This window comes from Mesorhizobium sp. Primo-A (assembly GCF_003997175.1).
GTDB lineage: Bacteria > Pseudomonadota > Alphaproteobacteria > Rhizobiales > Rhizobiaceae > Mesorhizobium > Mesorhizobium ciceri.
Genome location: NZ_RZTG01000013.1, coordinates 101260 through 116991, shown reverse-complemented (window position 1 = coordinate 116991; position 15732 = coordinate 101260). Strand labels below are relative to the sequence as shown.

Annotated in this window: 17 protein-coding genes and 1 pseudogene; 14 read left to right on the top strand and 4 right to left on the bottom strand. The window is 63.2% G+C overall.

Features of this window, described 5'->3' with window-relative positions; all coding sequences use genetic code 11:
* Positions 1-113 precede the first annotated feature (113 nt).
* From EOC83_RS23830 to EOC83_RS23810, 5 genes are read left to right on the top strand one after another with little or no spacing between them, the layout of a single operon-like run.
* Complete coding sequence (locus EOC83_RS23830) at positions 114-395, top strand: acyl carrier protein (RefSeq protein WP_010909964.1); 282 nt, start codon at positions 114-116, stop codon at positions 393-395.
* A gap of 56 nt (positions 396-451) precedes the next feature.
* The gene (locus EOC83_RS23825) at positions 452-1642 is read left to right on the top strand and encodes a beta-ketoacyl-ACP synthase (protein WP_063168178.1); all 1191 of its coding nucleotides are present in this window, start codon (positions 452-454) and stop codon (positions 1640-1642) included.
* A 43-nt stretch (positions 1643-1685) separates the two neighbouring features.
* A complete protein-coding gene (locus EOC83_RS23820) occupies positions 1686-2963 on the top strand; it encodes a beta-ketoacyl-ACP synthase (RefSeq protein ID WP_013531223.1) in 1278 nt (425 codons plus the stop codon).
* A gap of 36 nt (positions 2964-2999) precedes the next feature.
* A complete protein-coding gene (locus EOC83_RS23815) occupies positions 3000-4028 on the top strand; it encodes a zinc-binding dehydrogenase (RefSeq protein ID WP_013531222.1) in 1029 nt (342 codons plus the stop codon).
* A 4-nt stretch (positions 4029-4032) separates the two neighbouring features.
* Positions 4033-5022, top strand: coding sequence for a lipid A biosynthesis lauroyl acyltransferase (locus tag EOC83_RS23810; RefSeq protein WP_027160475.1), 990 nt, complete (start codon positions 4033-4035; stop codon positions 5020-5022).
* Between the two features lie 61 nt (positions 5023-5083).
* Here the strand turns inward: EOC83_RS23810 and EOC83_RS23805 are convergent, their stop codons facing one another.
* Positions 5084-5512, bottom strand: coding sequence for a L,D-transpeptidase (locus tag EOC83_RS23805; protein ID WP_013531220.1), 429 nt, complete (start codon positions 5510-5512; stop codon positions 5084-5086).
* Positions 5513-5516: 4 nt separating this feature from the next.
* Positions 5517-5723, bottom strand: coding sequence for a hypothetical protein (locus EOC83_RS23800; protein WP_127224121.1), 207 nt, complete (start codon positions 5721-5723; stop codon positions 5517-5519).
* An 8-nt stretch (positions 5724-5731) separates the two neighbouring features.
* On the opposite strand from EOC83_RS23800, the gene EOC83_RS23795 reads away from it, so the two are divergent.
* The 5 genes from EOC83_RS23795 to EOC83_RS23775 all read left to right on the top strand — a co-directional run bounded on the left by EOC83_RS23795 (position 5732) and on the right by EOC83_RS23775 (position 12098).
* Positions 5732-7012: an acetylornithine deacetylase/succinyl-diaminopimelate desuccinylase family protein gene (locus EOC83_RS23795; RefSeq protein WP_063168179.1), complete on the top strand. Its 1281-nt coding sequence runs from the start codon at positions 5732-5734 to the stop codon at positions 7010-7012.
* Between the two features lie 161 nt (positions 7013-7173).
* Entirely contained in the window at positions 7174-8652 is a 1479-nt protein-coding gene (locus tag EOC83_RS23790) for an ABC transporter substrate-binding protein (protein WP_063168180.1), read from the top strand.
* Positions 8653-8665: 13 nt separating this feature from the next.
* A complete protein-coding gene (locus EOC83_RS23785) occupies positions 8666-9613 on the top strand; it encodes an ABC transporter permease (RefSeq protein ID WP_063168181.1) in 948 nt (315 codons plus the stop codon).
* Positions 9610-10479, top strand: coding sequence for an ABC transporter permease (locus EOC83_RS23780; RefSeq protein WP_063168182.1), 870 nt, complete (start codon positions 9610-9612; stop codon positions 10477-10479). The genes EOC83_RS23785 and EOC83_RS23780 overlap by 4 nt, the downstream gene beginning before the upstream one ends.
* Positions 10476-12098: a dipeptide ABC transporter ATP-binding protein gene (locus EOC83_RS23775; protein ID WP_013531215.1), complete on the top strand. Its 1623-nt coding sequence runs from the start codon at positions 10476-10478 to the stop codon at positions 12096-12098. Before EOC83_RS23780 ends, EOC83_RS23775 begins: the two co-directional genes overlap by 4 nt.
* Positions 12099-12119: 21 nt before the next feature.
* Here EOC83_RS23775 and EOC83_RS23770 read toward each other — a convergent pair whose 3' ends face one another.
* Positions 12120-12551: a TerB family tellurite resistance protein gene (locus EOC83_RS23770; RefSeq protein ID WP_063168183.1), complete on the bottom strand. Its 432-nt coding sequence runs from the start codon at positions 12549-12551 to the stop codon at positions 12120-12122.
* Between the two features lie 147 nt (positions 12552-12698).
* Here EOC83_RS23770 and EOC83_RS23765 point away from each other — a divergent pair, with 147 nt between their 5' ends.
* From EOC83_RS23765 to EOC83_RS23750, 4 genes are all read left to right on the top strand, one after another.
* Positions 12699-13484: a TSUP family transporter gene (locus EOC83_RS23765; protein ID WP_013531213.1), complete on the top strand. Its 786-nt coding sequence runs from the start codon at positions 12699-12701 to the stop codon at positions 13482-13484.
* A 51-nt stretch (positions 13485-13535) separates the two neighbouring features.
* Positions 13536-13706: a hypothetical protein gene (locus EOC83_RS23760; protein WP_082826471.1), complete on the top strand. Its 171-nt coding sequence runs from the start codon at positions 13536-13538 to the stop codon at positions 13704-13706.
* 101 nt (positions 13707-13807) lie between these two features.
* Entirely contained in the window at positions 13808-14638 is an 831-nt protein-coding gene (locus EOC83_RS23755) for an AraC family transcriptional regulator (protein WP_063168184.1), read from the top strand.
* 72 nt (positions 14639-14710) lie between these two features.
* Positions 14711-15130, top strand: coding sequence for a VOC family protein (locus EOC83_RS23750; protein ID WP_063168185.1), 420 nt, complete (start codon positions 14711-14713; stop codon positions 15128-15130).
* A gap of 12 nt (positions 15131-15142) precedes the next feature.
* Here EOC83_RS23750 and EOC83_RS33310 read toward each other — a convergent pair.
* A pseudogene (locus EOC83_RS33310) lies at positions 15143-15732 on the bottom strand (cobyric acid synthase CobQ); the annotation flags it as partial.

Here is a 15732-nt window from a genome sequence, read left to right as displayed (position 1 = left end):
AAACCTACCCATCTGCGCCCGGCGTATCAGGCCTTTTCCTGCCGGAAAAAACCGATTAGACAGCGCCCAAACAAGATGCGGACAGATTCCGCCCGCAACCGAAGGAAAAGCCCTTGTCCACCACGTTCGACAAAGTCGCCAAGATCATTGCCGACACCAGCGAGATCGATATCGACACCATCACGCCCGAGAGCCACACGATTGACGATCTCGGCATAGACAGCCTCGATTTTCTCGACATCGTCTTTGCCATCGACAAGGAATTCGGCATCAAGGTGCCGCTGGAAAAGTGGACCCAGGAGGTCAATGACGGCAAGGCTTCGACCGACGATTACTTCGTCATGAAGAACCTGTGCGCCAAGATCGACGCGCTGGTCGCCGCCAAGACCGCCTGACGTCAGTTGAGCGCACGATCTTGACGCGCTCTGCCGCCTGACCCACAAAGCCGCACATGAGCAGCCCCCGCGACGTCGTCATATCAGGTATCGGCCTTGTCTCCTCGCTGGGGGAAGGTCCTGACGCCCACTGGCAGAAGCTCGCGCAACCGGGCCCGCAGCCGGTGCTCGAAGCGACGCGCTTTGCACCCTATACTGTCCATCCGCTGCCTGAGATCGACTGGAACCTGCAGATCGCCAAGCGTGGCGATCAGCGCCAGATGGAAACCTGGCAGAGGCTCGGCACCTATGCTGCCGGCCTTGCACTGGACGACGCCGGCATCAAGGGCAATGACGAACTCTGCGCGACCATGGACATGGTTGTGGCGGCGGGCGGTGGCGAGCGCGACGAGGCGGTCGATGCCGCCATTCTCGCCGCTTCGGAAAGCCGCAATGACCGCGATGTACTGCTCAACGAGAAATTGACCACCGAATTGCGCCCGACACTGTTTCTGGCCCAATTGTCCAACCTGCTCGCCGGCAACATCTCCATCGTCCACAAGGTCACCGGTTCGTCCAGAACCTTCATGGGCGAGGAAGGTGCCGGTGTCGCCGCGGTTGAAACGGCCGCCGCACGCATCCGCTCGGGTCAGTCGACGCATATCCTGGTCGGCGGTGCCTTCCAGACCGAACATCCCGATATGCTGCTCGGCTATGAACTCGCCGGCTATCTGCATCGCGGCCCATGGAAGCCGGTTTGGCAAAGACAGGGCACTGAGGGCGGTGGCGTCGTGACCGGCTCCGGCGGCGCCTTCCTGGTGCTGGAGCAGCGCGAACACGCGATGAGCCGCGGCCGCAAGATCTATGCAGAACTTGGACCGGTCGTCTCCGGCCGCGCCCGGCGGCCACGGGGAGAACTCGACGCCGAGATCGCCGCACTGCTCAAGCAGGCTGCATTGCCGAACGGCAAATTGCTGACCCTGTCGGGCGCATCGGGGGCGCATGCGGCGACAACAGCCGAGAAGGCAGCGCTCGATGCCAATCCGGCGATCGCCGCGCGTGGCTTCTCGACGCTGACCGGGCACATGAAGGAAGCACAGTTTCCTTTCGCTGTGGCACTGGCGGCACTCGCTGTCGACCGCAAGGCCGCCTATCCTGTTTTTGATGCCGCAGCCGAGACGCCGTTCGAAGGCGTTCCCCAATCCGTCCTTGCAACGGCGATCGGCTATCACCAATTCGAGGGCATGGCGCTGGTCAATGCCGCGTAACGCGGCTCCACGACCCATGCTGCAACGATAAGAGGGCTCCCGGATGGCCAATCTCAGAGATCACATGGGCAGGCCGATCGTCGCCGTCACCGGCATCGGCGTGGTGACCTCGCTTGGCGTCGGCAAATCAGACAATTGGGCGGCACTGACCTCCGGCAAGTCGGGCATTCACCCGATCACCCGCTTTCCCATCGATCAATTGAACACCCGCATCTCCGGCATGGTCGATTTCCTGCCGTCGAGCTCGAAAGGCGCCAGCCCACTCACCTATGAGCTAGCCGAGCTTGCGGGCTTAGAAGCGGTGAGCGAAGCCGGTCTTGATTCCAGCGATTTCGGCGGACCGCTCTTCCTCGCATCGCCGCCAGTCGAACTCGACTGGGCCGAGCGCTTCTCGCTCTACAATTCTGACAAGGACAAGGATGACACCGCCGCCGAAAGACTGCTTCGGGTCGCGCGTAGCTTGAAAGAGCTGGATATTTTCGAGACCACCCAGTTCGGTTCGATCGCCGGCCGCCTTGCCGATCGCCTTGGCACGCGTGGTCTGCCGATCACGCTGTCGACGGCTTGCGCTTCAGGCGCCACCGCGATTCAGCTCGGTGTCGAGGCGATCCGACGCGGCGAATGCGACCGTGCGCTGTCGATCGGCGCGGACGGTTCCGCGACCGCCGAGGCATTGATCCGTTTCTCATTGCTTTCGGCGCTCTCCACGCACAACGACATCCCCGAAAAGGCGTCGAAACCCTTCTCCAGGGATCGCGACGGCTTCGTGTTGGCCGAGGGATCCGGGGCGCTGGTGTTGGAATCGCTTGAGACGGCATTGGCTCGCGGCGCGACTATTCTCGGCGTCCTGGGCGGTTGCGGCGAGAAGGCCGACGACTTCCACCGCACCCGCTCCAAACCGGACGCTTCACCGGCCATCGCCGCGGTCCGCGCCGCCCTCGTCGATGCCGGACTGGGTGAAGACGAGATCGACTACGTCAATGCCCACGGCACCTCGACGCCCGAAAACGACAAGATGGAGCATCTGGCGCTGTCGACGGTGTTCGGCGAGCGGATCGGCTCTATGCCGGTCTCGTCGAACAAATCGATGATCGGTCACACGCTGTCGGCGGCGGGCGCTGTCGAGGCGGCTTTCTCGCTGATGACGATGCGCGAAAGCGTCATTCCGCCGACCATCAACTATGACAATCCCGACCCCGCGATCGTGCTCGACGTGGTGCCGAACAAGAAGCGCAACGCCGAGGTCCGCACCGTTCTGTCGAGCTCCTTCGGCTTCGGCGGCCAGAACACTTGCCTTGTCATGGCGCGGGAACCGGTCTAAGCGACCTTTTTCAGCCAGACTGAACCGACAGGCCCCATGCGCGCATTGCAACTTATAGAGGACCGCCGTCTTGAGACGGTGGACCTGCCGCCTCCTCCACCGCCGGCACTCGGCGAAGTCACGCTGCGCATCAAGGCAGTAGCGCTGAACCATATCGACGTCTGGGGCTGGCGCGGCATGGCCTTCGCCAAGCGCAAGCTGCCGCTGGTCGTCGGCGCGGAGGCCTCCGGCGAGGTCGAGGCGGTTGGCCCCGGCGTTTCCAGCCTGCTGCCCGGACAATTGGTGTCGATCTATGGCGCGCGCACCTGCGGCCTCTGCCGAGCCTGCCGCGAAGGCCGCGACAACCTCTGCGAACATGTTTCGGGCGTGCACGGTTTCCATCTCGACGGTTTCGCGCAGGAGAAGATCAACCTGCCGGCCCGCCTGCTGGTCCCTGCCCCGCCCGGCGTGACCGACATCGGGGCGGCGGTGGCGCCCGTCACCTTCGGCACCGTCGAGCACATGCTGTTCGACAACGCCAGGCTTCAACCCGGCGAAACCATCCTTATCCATGCCGGCGGATCCGGCATCGGCTCGGCGGCCATCCAGTTGGCCAAGCGGATGGGTTGCACGATCATCACTACGGTCGGCTCCAACGACAAGATCGACAAGGCCAAGGCGCTCGGCGCCGACCATGTCATCAACTACCGCGACGACCGTTTCGAGGGCGTCGTGCGCAAGCTGACCAAGAAGAAGGGCGTCGACGTCGTCTTTGAACATGTCGGCGCCGACACATTCGCCGCCTCGATGCTGTGCCTGAAGCGTGGCGGCCGCCTGGTGACCTGCGGTTCGACCTCCGGCGTGTCGACGCAGATCAATTTGATGCAGCTGTTCCAGCAGCAATTGAAACTGCTTGGCTCCTTTGGCTGCCGCATGGAAAACATGGCCAACGCCATGCAGAAAATGGCGGCGGGACAGGTCGCACCCGTCATCGACACCGAAGTCGGCTTCGACGGTATCGACGCCGCGCTGAAGCGCATGGAAGGCCGCGACGTTTTCGGCAAGATCATCCTGCGCGTCGGCTAGAGCCTTGACCTCTGTATTCAAGAAGTTCCGCCGGGACCTCAAATTTCGTTACGGCAGGCAACTGCGCCAGCTCAATTACTGGCTGGTGGCGCGGGCAGCGATGATGATCATCTCGGTCCTGCGCCTGCTGCCGGCCGACAGTGCGCTGAATTTCGCCGACCGCGTCGCACGCCTGGTCGGCCCCCGGGTGGGACGCCATCAGGTCGCCGTCGACAATCTGCGCAAGGCCTATCCGGAAAAGAGCGAAGCCGAAATCCAGGCGATCGCCTCCGACATGTGGGGCAACATGGCTCGCCTTGCCGCCGAATACATCTTTCTCGACGCCCTCTTCGACTACGACCCCGCAGCCAGCGAGCCCGGCCGCGTCGAGGTCAAGGGAGCTGACCACTTCGTCGAAATAGCCAGCGAAGAGAAGCCGCACATCGTCTTCACCGGTCATCTCGGCAATTTCGAATTGCTGCCGGTGGCGGCCGCGACTTTCGGCATGAACATCACTGCGCTGTTTCGCCCGCCTAACAATCCCTATCTCGCCGACTACATCCTCTCGACGCGCCGCTCGACCATGGGCTCGTTGCTGCCATCCATGGCGGGCGCGTCATTCGCCCTGGCCGGGGTTCTGGAGAACGGCGGCAACATCGGCATCCTTGTCGACCAGAAATTCTCCAATGGACTGGAGACGACATTCTTCGGCCGTCCCTGCCAGAGCAATCGCGTGCTGGCCACCCTTGCCCGCCACTACGATTGCGACGTCTATCCGGCGCGCTGCGTCAGGCTGCCGGGCAACCGCTTCCGGCTCGAAATCGAGGACAAGTTGACCTTGCCGCGCACCGCTGACGGCAGCGTCGATGTCCGTGCCACCACCCAGCGTCTCAACGACGTCGTCGAGCGCTGGGTGCGAGAAGATCCCGGCCAGTGGATGTGGTTCCACAAAAGGTGGGAGATCAGCGGCGGGCGTCGAAAGCGACCGCAGGCAAAGGCGGTCCCAAACGCTTAGGCAGAGCTGCTGGCGTGGGGTTAGCCCAGCGCCAGCAGACAACAGCGAACCTGAACCCGCCTTAGTTGGTGACGACAATGCGCGTGTTGCCGAAACCCACTTCCCGCACCATCGAATAGAACGTGGCGGCATTGGCCGTGTGCAGCCTCACGCAGCCATGCGACGCCGGGCGGCCGAGCTGCCTGACGGCGCCGGTTCCATGGATGGCATAGCCGCCATGGAAGAACACCGAATAGGGCATCGGCGACATATGGTATTTGCGCGAATACCACATCCTGGCCGTGCGCTGCGGCCGATAGGTGCCGCGCGGCGTGAAATAGCCGGTGCGGGCGGTGGAGACACTCCACCGGTAAACCGACGCGCCATATCTGACGGTCATCGTCTGCGACGACACGTCTATATTTGCAACGAGGCTGGCTGCCCAGCCCTGCCCCGAAGCACCGAACAGCATTGCAACAAACATGGTTGCCATGAGAACTGTCTTTTTCATGCGATCAAACCCCTTTGATTGCCCCTAACCTGCCTGCCTGATTGTTTTTCATCTTTTTAATGGCAGATGCACGGGCTAACACACACACCTTGACCAATTCGCCAATCCAAAGCAGCGAATTTGAACGATTTCCCGCAATAGTTGCCGCAACGACACGCCGCACCGGCTTGATCGCCGGCGGGCTTGCAAAACCGCTGGGATCGCTGCTCAACTCTGCGCATGAACCAGCGACTCCTCCAGGCAATCGATGACAGGCGCGACGACGTCGTCGCGCTGACCGCCGAACTGATCCGTTTTCCGACTATCAATCCACCCGGCGAGGCCTACCGGCCATGCGCCGAATATCTCGGCGCGCGGCTGAAGAAGAGCGGTTTCGAGACCGAGTTCATCCGCGCCGAAGGCACGCCCGGCGACACCGACCGCTACCCGCGCGTCAATGTCGTTGCCCGTTCCGAAGGCAGGTCGCCGGGCGCCTGCGTCCACTTCAACTCGCATATCGACGTGGTCGAAGCCGGTGATGGCTGGACCGTCGATCCCTTCGCCGGCATCGTCAGGGACGGCAGGGTCTATGGCCGCGGCGCCTGCGACATGAAGGGCGGCCTTGCCGCCTCTATCATCGCAGCCGAGGCCTTCCTGGAAGTCTTCCCCGATTTTCCCGGCGCCATCGAAATATCCGGCACCGTCGACGAGGAATCCGGCGGCTTCGGCGGCGTCGCGCATCTGGCCAGGCTCGGCTATTTCTCAAAACCCAGGGTCGACCATGTCATCATTCCCGAGCCGCTGAACAAGGACCGCATCTGCCTCGGCCATCGTGGCGTCTGGTGGGCGGAGATCGAGACCAAGGGGGAGATCGCGCACGGCTCGATGCCGTTTCTCGGCGACAATGCGGTGCGCCACATGGGCGCCGTGCTGCGGGCTTTCGAGGACGAACTGTTTCCCGCGCTCGACCGCAAGATGACGCGCATGCCGGTCGTGCCCGAAGGAGCAAAACGCTCGACCATGAACATCAATTCGATCCATGGCGGCCAGACCGAGGATTTCCGGCCCGGCCTGCCGTCGCCCAACGTGCCCGACTCCTGCCGGATGACCATCGACCGCCGTTTCCTGCTCGAGGAAGATCTCGACACCGTCAAAGGTGAAGTGACCGGCATTCTCGACCGGTTGAAACGCGAGCGGACAAAATTCGACTATGAAATCCGCGACCTGATGGAAGTGCTGCCGCTGATGACCGAGCGCGACGCGCCGGTGGTCAAGGCGGTTGCGCAAGGCATCATGGCGATCTTCGACCGCGAACCCGATTATGTCATTTCGCCCGGCACCTATGACCAGAAGCACATAGCTCGCATCGGCCATATCTATGATTGCATCGCTTATGGGCCTGGCATTCTCGACCTCGCCCACCGGCCGGACGAATGGGTCGGCATATCGGACATGGTGGAATCGGCCAAGGTGATGGCGATAGGGCTCAACGTGCTGCTGCGCGGCACAGCCACGGGATAAGGTGTGCACCGCGACAAGCTTCGACTGCCGATGCGGTCGCCAGGACAAAAACATTCCCGGCCACGCCAAGGGGCAGAACGAAACGCAATTTACTCCGTGGCGAAATCACGCTTCTATCACTCGGGTTCGAGCACGTGTCTGAACGCATGGGGAGTTGCACGATGAAATTGTGGAAAACCATTCTGGCGGCCGCGGTGCTGTCGCTGGCCGCCGGCACCTCTGCGTTCGCCGCGCGAACCGACCTGGTCATCGGCATTCCGCTCGAACCCCCGCATCTCGATCCGACCGCCGGTGCCGCCGCAGCGATCGACGAGGTTCTCTATGCCAATGTGTTCGAAGGCCTGACGCGCATCGGGCCGAATGGCGAGGTGCTCCCGGATCTGGCCGAAAGCTGGACCATTTCCGATGACGGCAAGGTCTACACCTTCAAGCTGCACACCGGCGTGAAATTCCATGACGGCACCGACTTCGATGCCGCCGACGTGAAATTCTCGCTCGACCGGGCGCGAGCCGACAACTCCGTCAACGCGCAAAAGGGCCTGTTCGCCGCCATCGACAAGGTCGACGTCGTCGATCCGGCAACCGTCAAGGTCACGCTGAAGAACCCGCAGGGCTCGTTCCTCTACAATATGGGCTGGGGCGACGCGGTGATCGTGGCGCCGGAATCTGCCGACACCAACAAGGAGAAACCGATCGGCACCGGCCCGTTCAAGTTCCAGAGCTGGGCCAAGGGATCGTCGATCACGCTGGTCAAATCGGACAATTACTGGGGCACGCCGGCGTCGCTCGACAAGGCCGAGTTTCGCATCGTGCCGGATGCCGCGGCCTATGTGCCGGCGCTGCTCTCGGGCGACATCCAGGCTTTCCCGTTCTTCGATGCCGACAGCGTCGCCCAGGTCAAGGACGACCCGCGCTTCAAGGTGGTGATCGGCGCGACCGAGGGTGAGACCATCCTGTCGATCAACAACAAGAAGCCGCCTTTCGACAAGCTGCAGGTGAGGCAGGCGATCTCTTACGCGCTCGACCGCAAGGCCATCATCGACGGCGCCTCGGCCGGCCTCGGCCAGCCGATCGGCTCGCATATGTCGCCGGCCAACAAGGACTATGTCGACCTCACCGGCCGCTACCCGCATGATGTCGCCAAGGCCAAGGAATTGCTGAAAGAGGCAGGCCTCGAGAACGGCTTCAAGGCGACGCTGAAACTGCCGCCGCCCACCTATGCCCGTCTCGGTGGCGAAATCATCGCCTCGCAGCTTCGCGACGTTGGCATCGATCTGGAAATCATTCCGGTCGAATGGGCACAGTGGCTGGACCAGGTGTTCACCAAGAAGGATTACGACCTGACGATCGTCTCCCACACCGAGCCCAACGACATCGATATCTATTCGCGCAAGGATTATTACTTCAACTACGACAACCCGGCCTTCGACAACGTGATTGCCGATCTCGGCGTCACCTCCGACGAAGCCAAGCGCAAGGAATTGCTGGGGCAAGCGCAGAAGATCCTGGCCGACGATGCGGTGGTCGGCTTCCTCTATGAATTGCCGAAGATCGGCGTCTGGGACGCCAAGCTGCAAGGGCTGTGGGAAAACGCCCCGATCCAGGCCAATGATTTGACCAAGGTGAAGTGGAGCGAATGATCCCCCACCTTCCATGACCGCCTACCTCCTAAAACGCCTCGCCATCGCCATCGCCACGCTGGTGCTGGCTTCCATGGTGGTGTTCGCCGTCCTGGAGGTCCTGCCCGGCGATCCGGCGCGGCTAATGCTGGGCCTGAATGCCAGTGCCGACCAGGTCGAGTTGCTGCGCAACCAGATGGGCCTCAACGCGCCGCTGGCTTGGCGCTATCTGCACTGGGCGGGCGGCCTGCTCAGCCTCGATTTCGGCCGCTCCTACACCTATTCGGTGCCGGTCATCGGTCTGGTTCGCGAGCGGCTGGCCGTCTCGCTGCCGCTGGCGCTGATTGCGCTTGCGCTCTCCACCCTCATCGCGATTCCCGTCGGCCTGTTTTCCGCCAGCCGGCGTGGACGGGCCGGTGATACGATTTCCATGGGCGCCGCACAGCTTGGCGTCGCCGTGCCCAATTTCTGGTTCGCGCTGATGCTGATCTATGTCTTCGCCGTCTGGCTGCGGCTGGTTCCTGCTGGCGGCTTTCCCGGCTGGAGTGCCGGCGTCTGGCCAGCCTTGAAGTCGCTGCTGCTGCCGGCGTTGGCGCTTGCCTTGCCGCAAGCCGCGATTCTGGCGCGCGTCACCCGCTCGGCGCTGATCGAGGTGCTGAACGAGGACTATATTCGTACCGCCCGCGCCAAGGGTCTGCCCTACCGAGCTGTGCTGTGGCGGCACGCGCTGCGCAACGCCATGATTCCGGTGCTGACCATTCTGGGCCTGCAGTTCGCCTTCCTGCTTGCCGGCACCATCATCATCGAGAATGTTTTCTATCTGCCCGGCCTCGGCAGGCTGGTGTTCCAGGCCATCACCCAGCGCGACCTGATCGTCGTCGAAAGCGTCGTCATGCTGCTGGTCGCCGCCGTCATCGCCGTCAATCTGCTGGTCGACCTTTCCTATGCGGTCGTCGATCCGCGCCTGAGAAGCCGGCAATGACACTGCACATCGACATATCAGAAGAGACGTTCGGCAGCATCCTGAGCAAGGCGTTCGGGAATACCGCCTTCGTTGCCGGTTTCGTCATCACCCTGCTGATCCTGGCAATGGCTGTCGTCTCCTATGCCTGGACGCCCTATGACGTCACGAAACTGGTGATATCGGATAAGACGCAAGCGCCCTCGCTGGCGCACTGGTTCGGCACCGACCATTTCGGCCGCGACATCCTGTCGATGGTCATGGTCGGCGCCCGCAATTCGATTGCCGTGGCGCTGGTCGCGGTCGGCATCGGCATGGGGGTCGGCGTGCCGCTCGGCGCCTTTGCCGCGGCACGCGGCGGCCCCGTCGACGAGGCGCTGATGCGGCTGAACGACCTCGTCTTCGCCTTCCCGGCTTTGCTGTCGGCGATCATGATCACCGCCATCTTCGGACCGGGCGCCGTCAACGCCATCATCGCCATCGGCATCTTCAACATCCCGGTCTTTGCGCGCGTCGCCCGGGCCGGCGCGCTGGCGATCTGGCCGCGCGAGTTCATTCTCGCCGCACGCGCCGCCGGCAAGAGCAGCACGCAGATCACAATCGAACATGTGCTGCCCAATATCGCCACGCTGCTTCTGGTGCAAGGCACCATCCAGTTCGCGCTGGGCATCCTGGCCGAGGCCGGGCTTTCCTATCTGGGCCTGGGTGCGCAACCGCCAATGCCGAGCTGGGGCCGCATGCTGTTCGACGCGCAGACCCGCATGGTGGTGGCGCCATGGATGGCGATCTTTCCGGGCATGGCGATCGTTGTCGCCGTGCTGGGGCTGAACCTCCTGGGCGACGGCATCGCCGACATCCTCGATCCGAAATCGCGGCGGCAGCGATGAGCCTGCTCGACATCGAGAACCTGTCGCTGACCATCGGCGACACGCAGATCCTCAAGGGTGTGGAGCTTTCCGTCGCGCCCGGTGAGGTGATGGGGCTGGTCGGCGAATCCGGTTCCGGCAAATCGATGACCGCGCTGACGGTGATGCAGCTTCTGCCCCATGCCGCGCGCGCCAGCGGACGTGTCACATTCGACGGCATCGACATCCTGGCAGCAACCGAGGACCAGATGTGTGCGCTGCGCGGCGACGACATCGGCATGGTGTTCCAGGAGCCGATGACCGCGCTCAATCCGGTCAAGACCATCGGCGAGCAGGTTGCCGAAGGCATACGCTGGCACACCAGGGCCAGCCGCGCCGAGGCCGAAGACCGGGCGCGAAAAATGCTCGACCGTGTCGGCTTGCCCGAAGCGAAATTCCCGCTGTCGCGCTATCCGCACGAACTGTCGGGCGGCCAGCGCCAGCGCGTCGTCATCGCCATCGCCTGCGCGCTGAAGCCGAAGCTGCTGATCGCCGACGAACCGACGACGGCGCTCGACGTGGTGCTGCAGGCACAAATCCTCGACCTTTTGCGCGACCTCGTCGCGGAGAGCCGCATGGGCCTGCTCCTGATCTCGCATGACCTCGCCGTGGTGACCGAGATGGCTGACCGCATCACCATCCTGCGCCGCGGCGAGGTGATGGAAGCCGGCGACACCGCACGCACGCTATCCGAACAGCTCCACCCCTACACGCGCCAGTTGGCGCAGGCCTCGATGCATGTGCCGGCGCGCGCCAGGCCGCATGGCATCGAGACGGGCCGCCCTTTGCTTCAGGTCGAGGGCGTGACCCGCGACTATCCCGGCCGGCGCACTTCGCTGTTCAAGCGCGCGCCTGGTATCCGCGCCGTCGACGACGTCTCGCTGTCGATGGCGCCGAGTCAGTCAGTGGCACTGGTTGGTCGCTCCGGCTGCGGCAAGTCGACGCTCGCCCGCATGATCCTGGCGCTGGATCGGCCGACATCGGGCTCGATCCGGTTCCGCGGCGGGACCATAACCGGCAAGAGCGAAGCCGAGCTGAAGCCGGCGCGACGCGATATGCAGGTCGTTTTTCAAGATCCCTATGGCTCCTTCGACCCGCGCCAGAAGGTGAAAAAGCTGGTTGCCGAACCCCTGCATGTGCTGGAGAAAAAGCCGACGCGCGCCGAGTGCCGCGAGATGGTGGCGCATGCCCTGCACGAAGTCGGCCTCGGCATCAGCGACATGGACAAATACCCCCATGAATTTTCCGGCGGCCAGCGCCAGCGCCTGTCGATCGCCCGCGCCATCATCACCCGCCCCAAGCTGGTCGTTGCCGACGAGCCGGTCTCGGCGCTCGATGTCTCGATCCGCGCCCAGATCCTCGATCTGTTCGCAGAGCTCAACCAGAAGCTCGGCATCGCCTACCTCTTCATCACCCACGACCTGACCGTGGCCCGCGCCATCACGGACGAGGTGCTGGTCATGCATGACGGCAAGATCGTCGAGCGCGGCAAGACGAGCGAAGTGCTCGACCACCCGCAGTCCGAGGCTGCCAAGGCGCTTGTCACCGCCGCCCCTGACTTGCACCGGGCGATCGCGGAGCGGCTGCGGGAGCAAGGCTGATCAGGAGAGAAGGCGGCCCGATCACTCCTGCGTCTTGACCACATCGACCGGGCTGATATCGAGCAGGTCGAGCGTGCGGCGCAGCAGGCGGATCTCGCTCTCGGCCAGTTGCGAATCCGCCTTGGCGATCTCCGCCATATGTTTGGCCAATTGCCGGCGCCGCTCGACGTCGAGATCGCGGAACAGTGCAATCGCCTGCGAGCCATTGGTCTCGTAGCCGAACTCGTTGAGATATTCGATGACGCTGTCGATGCTGCTTTCCTGAATGCCGAAGGCGTCCTTGCAGATGCGCCGGAAGGCAACCATTTCGCTCTCGCTGACCGACCCGTCGGCCAGGATCATGCGAAACAGCATCAGCAATTCCGCCGACAGGACCGGATCGTCCGCCACCTTGCGCACGCCGGGGTCGCCGTCGAATATCTGACGTATCTGGTCCAGCAATGCGAATGCCATCAGGAGCCTCTTTCCGGGTTAACTACACAAACACAATCCAGGCGCGATGCGCTGGGATAGAGGTAGCGCGGAATCGATCTTGCGCAAACAGGGCGGCCGTGGTCGAACGCTCGATATTTCAGCCGGCCGGACACCTCCATACATCAGATGATCGACCTTAGTATCCAGACCGTCGCCATGCTCGCTTTCGCCGCTTTTGCTGCGGGCTTTGTCGATTCGATCGCCGGCGGCGGCGGGCTGATCACAGTGCCGGCGCTGCTGCTTGCCGGCTTCACGCCGGTCCAGGCGCTCGCCACCAACAAACTGCAAGGCATGTTCGGCTCGGGCTCGGCGACCATCCACTACGCGTCGAAGGGTCATGTCGACCTGCGCCGGCAATTGCCGTCGGCGCTTCTGGCCCTTGTCGGCAGCGCCATCGGCGCCTTGCTGGCGACGATCGTGCCGGGTGACATACTGCGGGCTGCCCTGCCCATCGTGCTGATCGCCATCGCGCTCTACTTCGCGTTCAAGCCCAACATGAACGATGTCGACCGCGCCGAGCGCCTGTCGCCGTTCCTGTTTGGATTGACCTTGGTGCCCGCCATCGGCTTCTACGATGGCCTGTTCGGGCCAGGCGCCGGCTCCTTTTACATGCTGGCCTTCGTGGCACTTGCCGGCTACGGCGTGCTCAAGGCGACGGCGCATACCAAATTGCTCAACTTCGCCTCCAACATCGGCGGCTTCATCGTCTTCGCGGCCTTCGGCGTCGTCTACTGGAAGATCGGTCTGATGATGGGCGTCGCCCAGTTCCTCGGCGCTCGCGTCGGCGCCAGCCTGGCCATGCGCATCGGCGCAAGACTGATCAAGCCGCTGCTGGTGATCGTATGCCTGGCGCTTGCTGTGAAGCTGCTGGCTGACCCGGCGAACCCGCTGCGGGCCTTGATTGGTGTGTGATCCCGCGCCCTGATAGGATGCCGCTGTTCGAATCATGTTGGAGAGGCAGACATGAATCTTAGCGCACCTACCCAGATCGTTTTTATCATCTCCGTTGTTATCGCCATCATCGGCGTTCTCGCCGCGCTTGGCGTTCTCTCATTCATTCCACTCGCATCGGCGTGGATCGTGCTTATTGCTTTCATCGTGCTTGCCGGCGGCTGCTTGATGCGCGGCGCCTGACCATTTCCCTTGAAGTGGGGACGAGGAGCGCCCGGCCAAAAGCCGGGCGCTTTTGATTCCGGCCCTTGGTCTGTTAGATTTGACTGGCGCGAGGATGGCCGATGCCAGTCAAGATGCAACCCCAGCAAGAGCAGGACCGGTCCGTCGCCGGGCGGTTTGAGATGCGCCGGCGCCTGCCCGATCCTCGACTTCAGGGCATTGTGTCGGACATTTGCGGCTATCGCGAAATGGCGCCCGGCCATATGCGCAACGTCGAATATGCGTCGCTCACCGTACCGCTGGTCATCAGCTTCGCCGAACCCTTCGCCATCGGCCTCGGCAAGGCGCCCGGCGACAATGACCGCTTCGCCAGTTTCGCCGCCGGCCTCTTTGCCGGACCGGTGGTGATCGAATCCTTCGGCGGCGCCTGCTGCGTCCAGGTCAACTTCACGCCGCTTGGCGCACGCCGTTTCTTCCGCCTGCCGATGAGCGAACTGACAGACAGCATGGTCGTCCTCGACGACGTGCTTGGCGCTCAGGGCTTGGCGCTGCGTGAATGGCTGGGCAATGCGCCGGATTGGACGACGCGTTTCGACATGGCCGAAGCCTTCGTCACCGCCCGTCTCGAGAAGGCCGCCGAGACGCCACTTGAAATCGCCTGGGCCTATGACCGCATCATCACATCCGGCGGCCGGACCCGCATTGCATCGATCGCCGAAAGGCTGGGCTGGAGCCGCAAACATCTCGCCGGCAGTTTTTCCAACGCCATCGGCATGGGCCCCAAGACACTGTCGCGCATCGTCCGCTTCAACCGCGCGCTCGGCCTGTCGAGGCAGCAGGCCGTCGACTGGGCCGATATCGCAGCCGATTGCGGCTATGCCGACCAGGCGCATCTGGTACGCGAATTCCGCGACCTCGCCGGCGAGACACCAACCGGAATCTCGGCCAGGTAACATTTCTTCAAGACGCCGGAACGGCCTTTACCCACAGTGGGGCATCGACCAACCCCACTGAAGGAGATCGACATGACCACCACCACCGAAGCGCCCCGCCTCTACCCCGCCTTGCGCTACAGGAACGCGGCAAAGATGATCGACTGGCTGGGCGAAGCCTTCGGCTTCAGCGTCCGGGCCCGCTATGGCGAAGGCGACGTCGTGCACCATGCCGAACTGGTCTTCGGCTCCTCGATGATCATGCTGGGCACCGTGCGCGACGACGACTACGGCAAGATGGTCGGCGAACCCGGCTCAGGCGGCGGCAAGTCGATCTACATCGCCGTCGATGATGCCGATGCCGCCTATGCCAAGGGCAGGAAGGCTGGCGCCACGATCATCCAGGAATTGACCAACCGCGACTATGGCAGCCGCGAGTTCATCTGCCGCGACCCGGAAGGCAACGTCTGGTCCTTCGGTACCTACTGGCCGAAGGCAGGCGACAAGGGCTGAGCCAACCGCGAATTACCGCGCCAGTGCAAAGATCGCGTCGCAGTCGAGATGGGTCTCCAGCTCGGCTGCGACCTCGTCCAGCGCCCGCTCGACCTCGGCTCGGTAATCGATGCCGCCGCCCTTGATGCCGAGGCTTTCGAGGAATCTTCCGCGAAAGCCGTCGGCGCCAAACAGACCGTGCATATAGGTGCCGATCACCTTGCCATCGACCGACACTGCCCCGTCATCGATGCCATTGATGACTGCAGACGGCCTCAGCGTATCCGGCCCGGTGGTGCGGCCGAGATGGATTTCATAGCCTTCGAGCGGCAGGTCGAACGGCACCGAACGGGCGCTGACGTTGCGCACCGTCTTTTCCGGCTCCATCACCGTTTCGATGTCGAGCAGGCCGAGCCCTTCGGCTTCGGTGACGCTGCCTTCGATGCCGTCGGGATCGCGCACCATGCGGCCGAGCATCTGGAAGCCGCCGCAAATGCCCACGACATGGCCGCCGCGCTTGCGATGCGCAAGAAGGTCGCGATCCCAACCGTTCTCGCGGAATTTCAAGAGATCGCCGATTGTCGACTTCGAGCCTGGAATGACCACCAGCCCGGCATCGGCGG

Excerpts from the sequence above, each read along its gene's own strand:
- EOC83_RS23820 (WP_013531223.1), top strand. The coding sequence starts at position 1,686 with ATGGCCAATCTCAGAGATCACATGGGCAGGCCGATCGTCGCCGTCACC.
- EOC83_RS23805 (WP_013531220.1), bottom strand. The coding sequence starts at position 5,512 with ATGAAAAAGACAGTTCTCATGGCAACCATGTTTGTTGCAATGCTGTTC.
- EOC83_RS23825 (WP_063168178.1), top strand. The coding sequence starts at position 452 with ATGAGCAGCCCCCGCGACGTCGTCATATCAGGTATCGGCCTTGTCTCC.
- EOC83_RS23780 (WP_063168182.1), top strand. The coding sequence starts at position 9,610 with ATGACACTGCACATCGACATATCAGAAGAGACGTTCGGCAGCATCCTG.
- EOC83_RS23750 (WP_063168185.1), top strand. The coding sequence starts at position 14,711 with ATGACCACCACCACCGAAGCGCCCCGCCTCTACCCCGCCTTGCGCTAC.
- EOC83_RS23765 (WP_013531213.1), top strand. The coding sequence starts at position 12,699 with ATGATCGACCTTAGTATCCAGACCGTCGCCATGCTCGCTTTCGCCGCT.
- EOC83_RS23785 (WP_063168181.1), top strand. The coding sequence starts at position 8,666 with ATGACCGCCTACCTCCTAAAACGCCTCGCCATCGCCATCGCCACGCTG.
- EOC83_RS23755 (WP_063168184.1), top strand. The coding sequence starts at position 13,808 with ATGCCAGTCAAGATGCAACCCCAGCAAGAGCAGGACCGGTCCGTCGCC.
- EOC83_RS23775 (WP_013531215.1), top strand. The coding sequence starts at position 10,476 with ATGAGCCTGCTCGACATCGAGAACCTGTCGCTGACCATCGGCGACACG.
- EOC83_RS23790 (WP_063168180.1), top strand. The coding sequence starts at position 7,174 with ATGAAATTGTGGAAAACCATTCTGGCGGCCGCGGTGCTGTCGCTGGCC.
- EOC83_RS23760 (WP_082826471.1), top strand. The coding sequence starts at position 13,536 with ATGAATCTTAGCGCACCTACCCAGATCGTTTTTATCATCTCCGTTGTT.
- EOC83_RS23770 (WP_063168183.1), bottom strand. The coding sequence starts at position 12,551 with ATGGCATTCGCATTGCTGGACCAGATACGTCAGATATTCGACGGCGAC.
- EOC83_RS23815 (WP_013531222.1), top strand. The coding sequence starts at position 3,000 with ATGCGCGCATTGCAACTTATAGAGGACCGCCGTCTTGAGACGGTGGAC.
- EOC83_RS23795 (WP_063168179.1), top strand. The coding sequence starts at position 5,732 with ATGAACCAGCGACTCCTCCAGGCAATCGATGACAGGCGCGACGACGTC.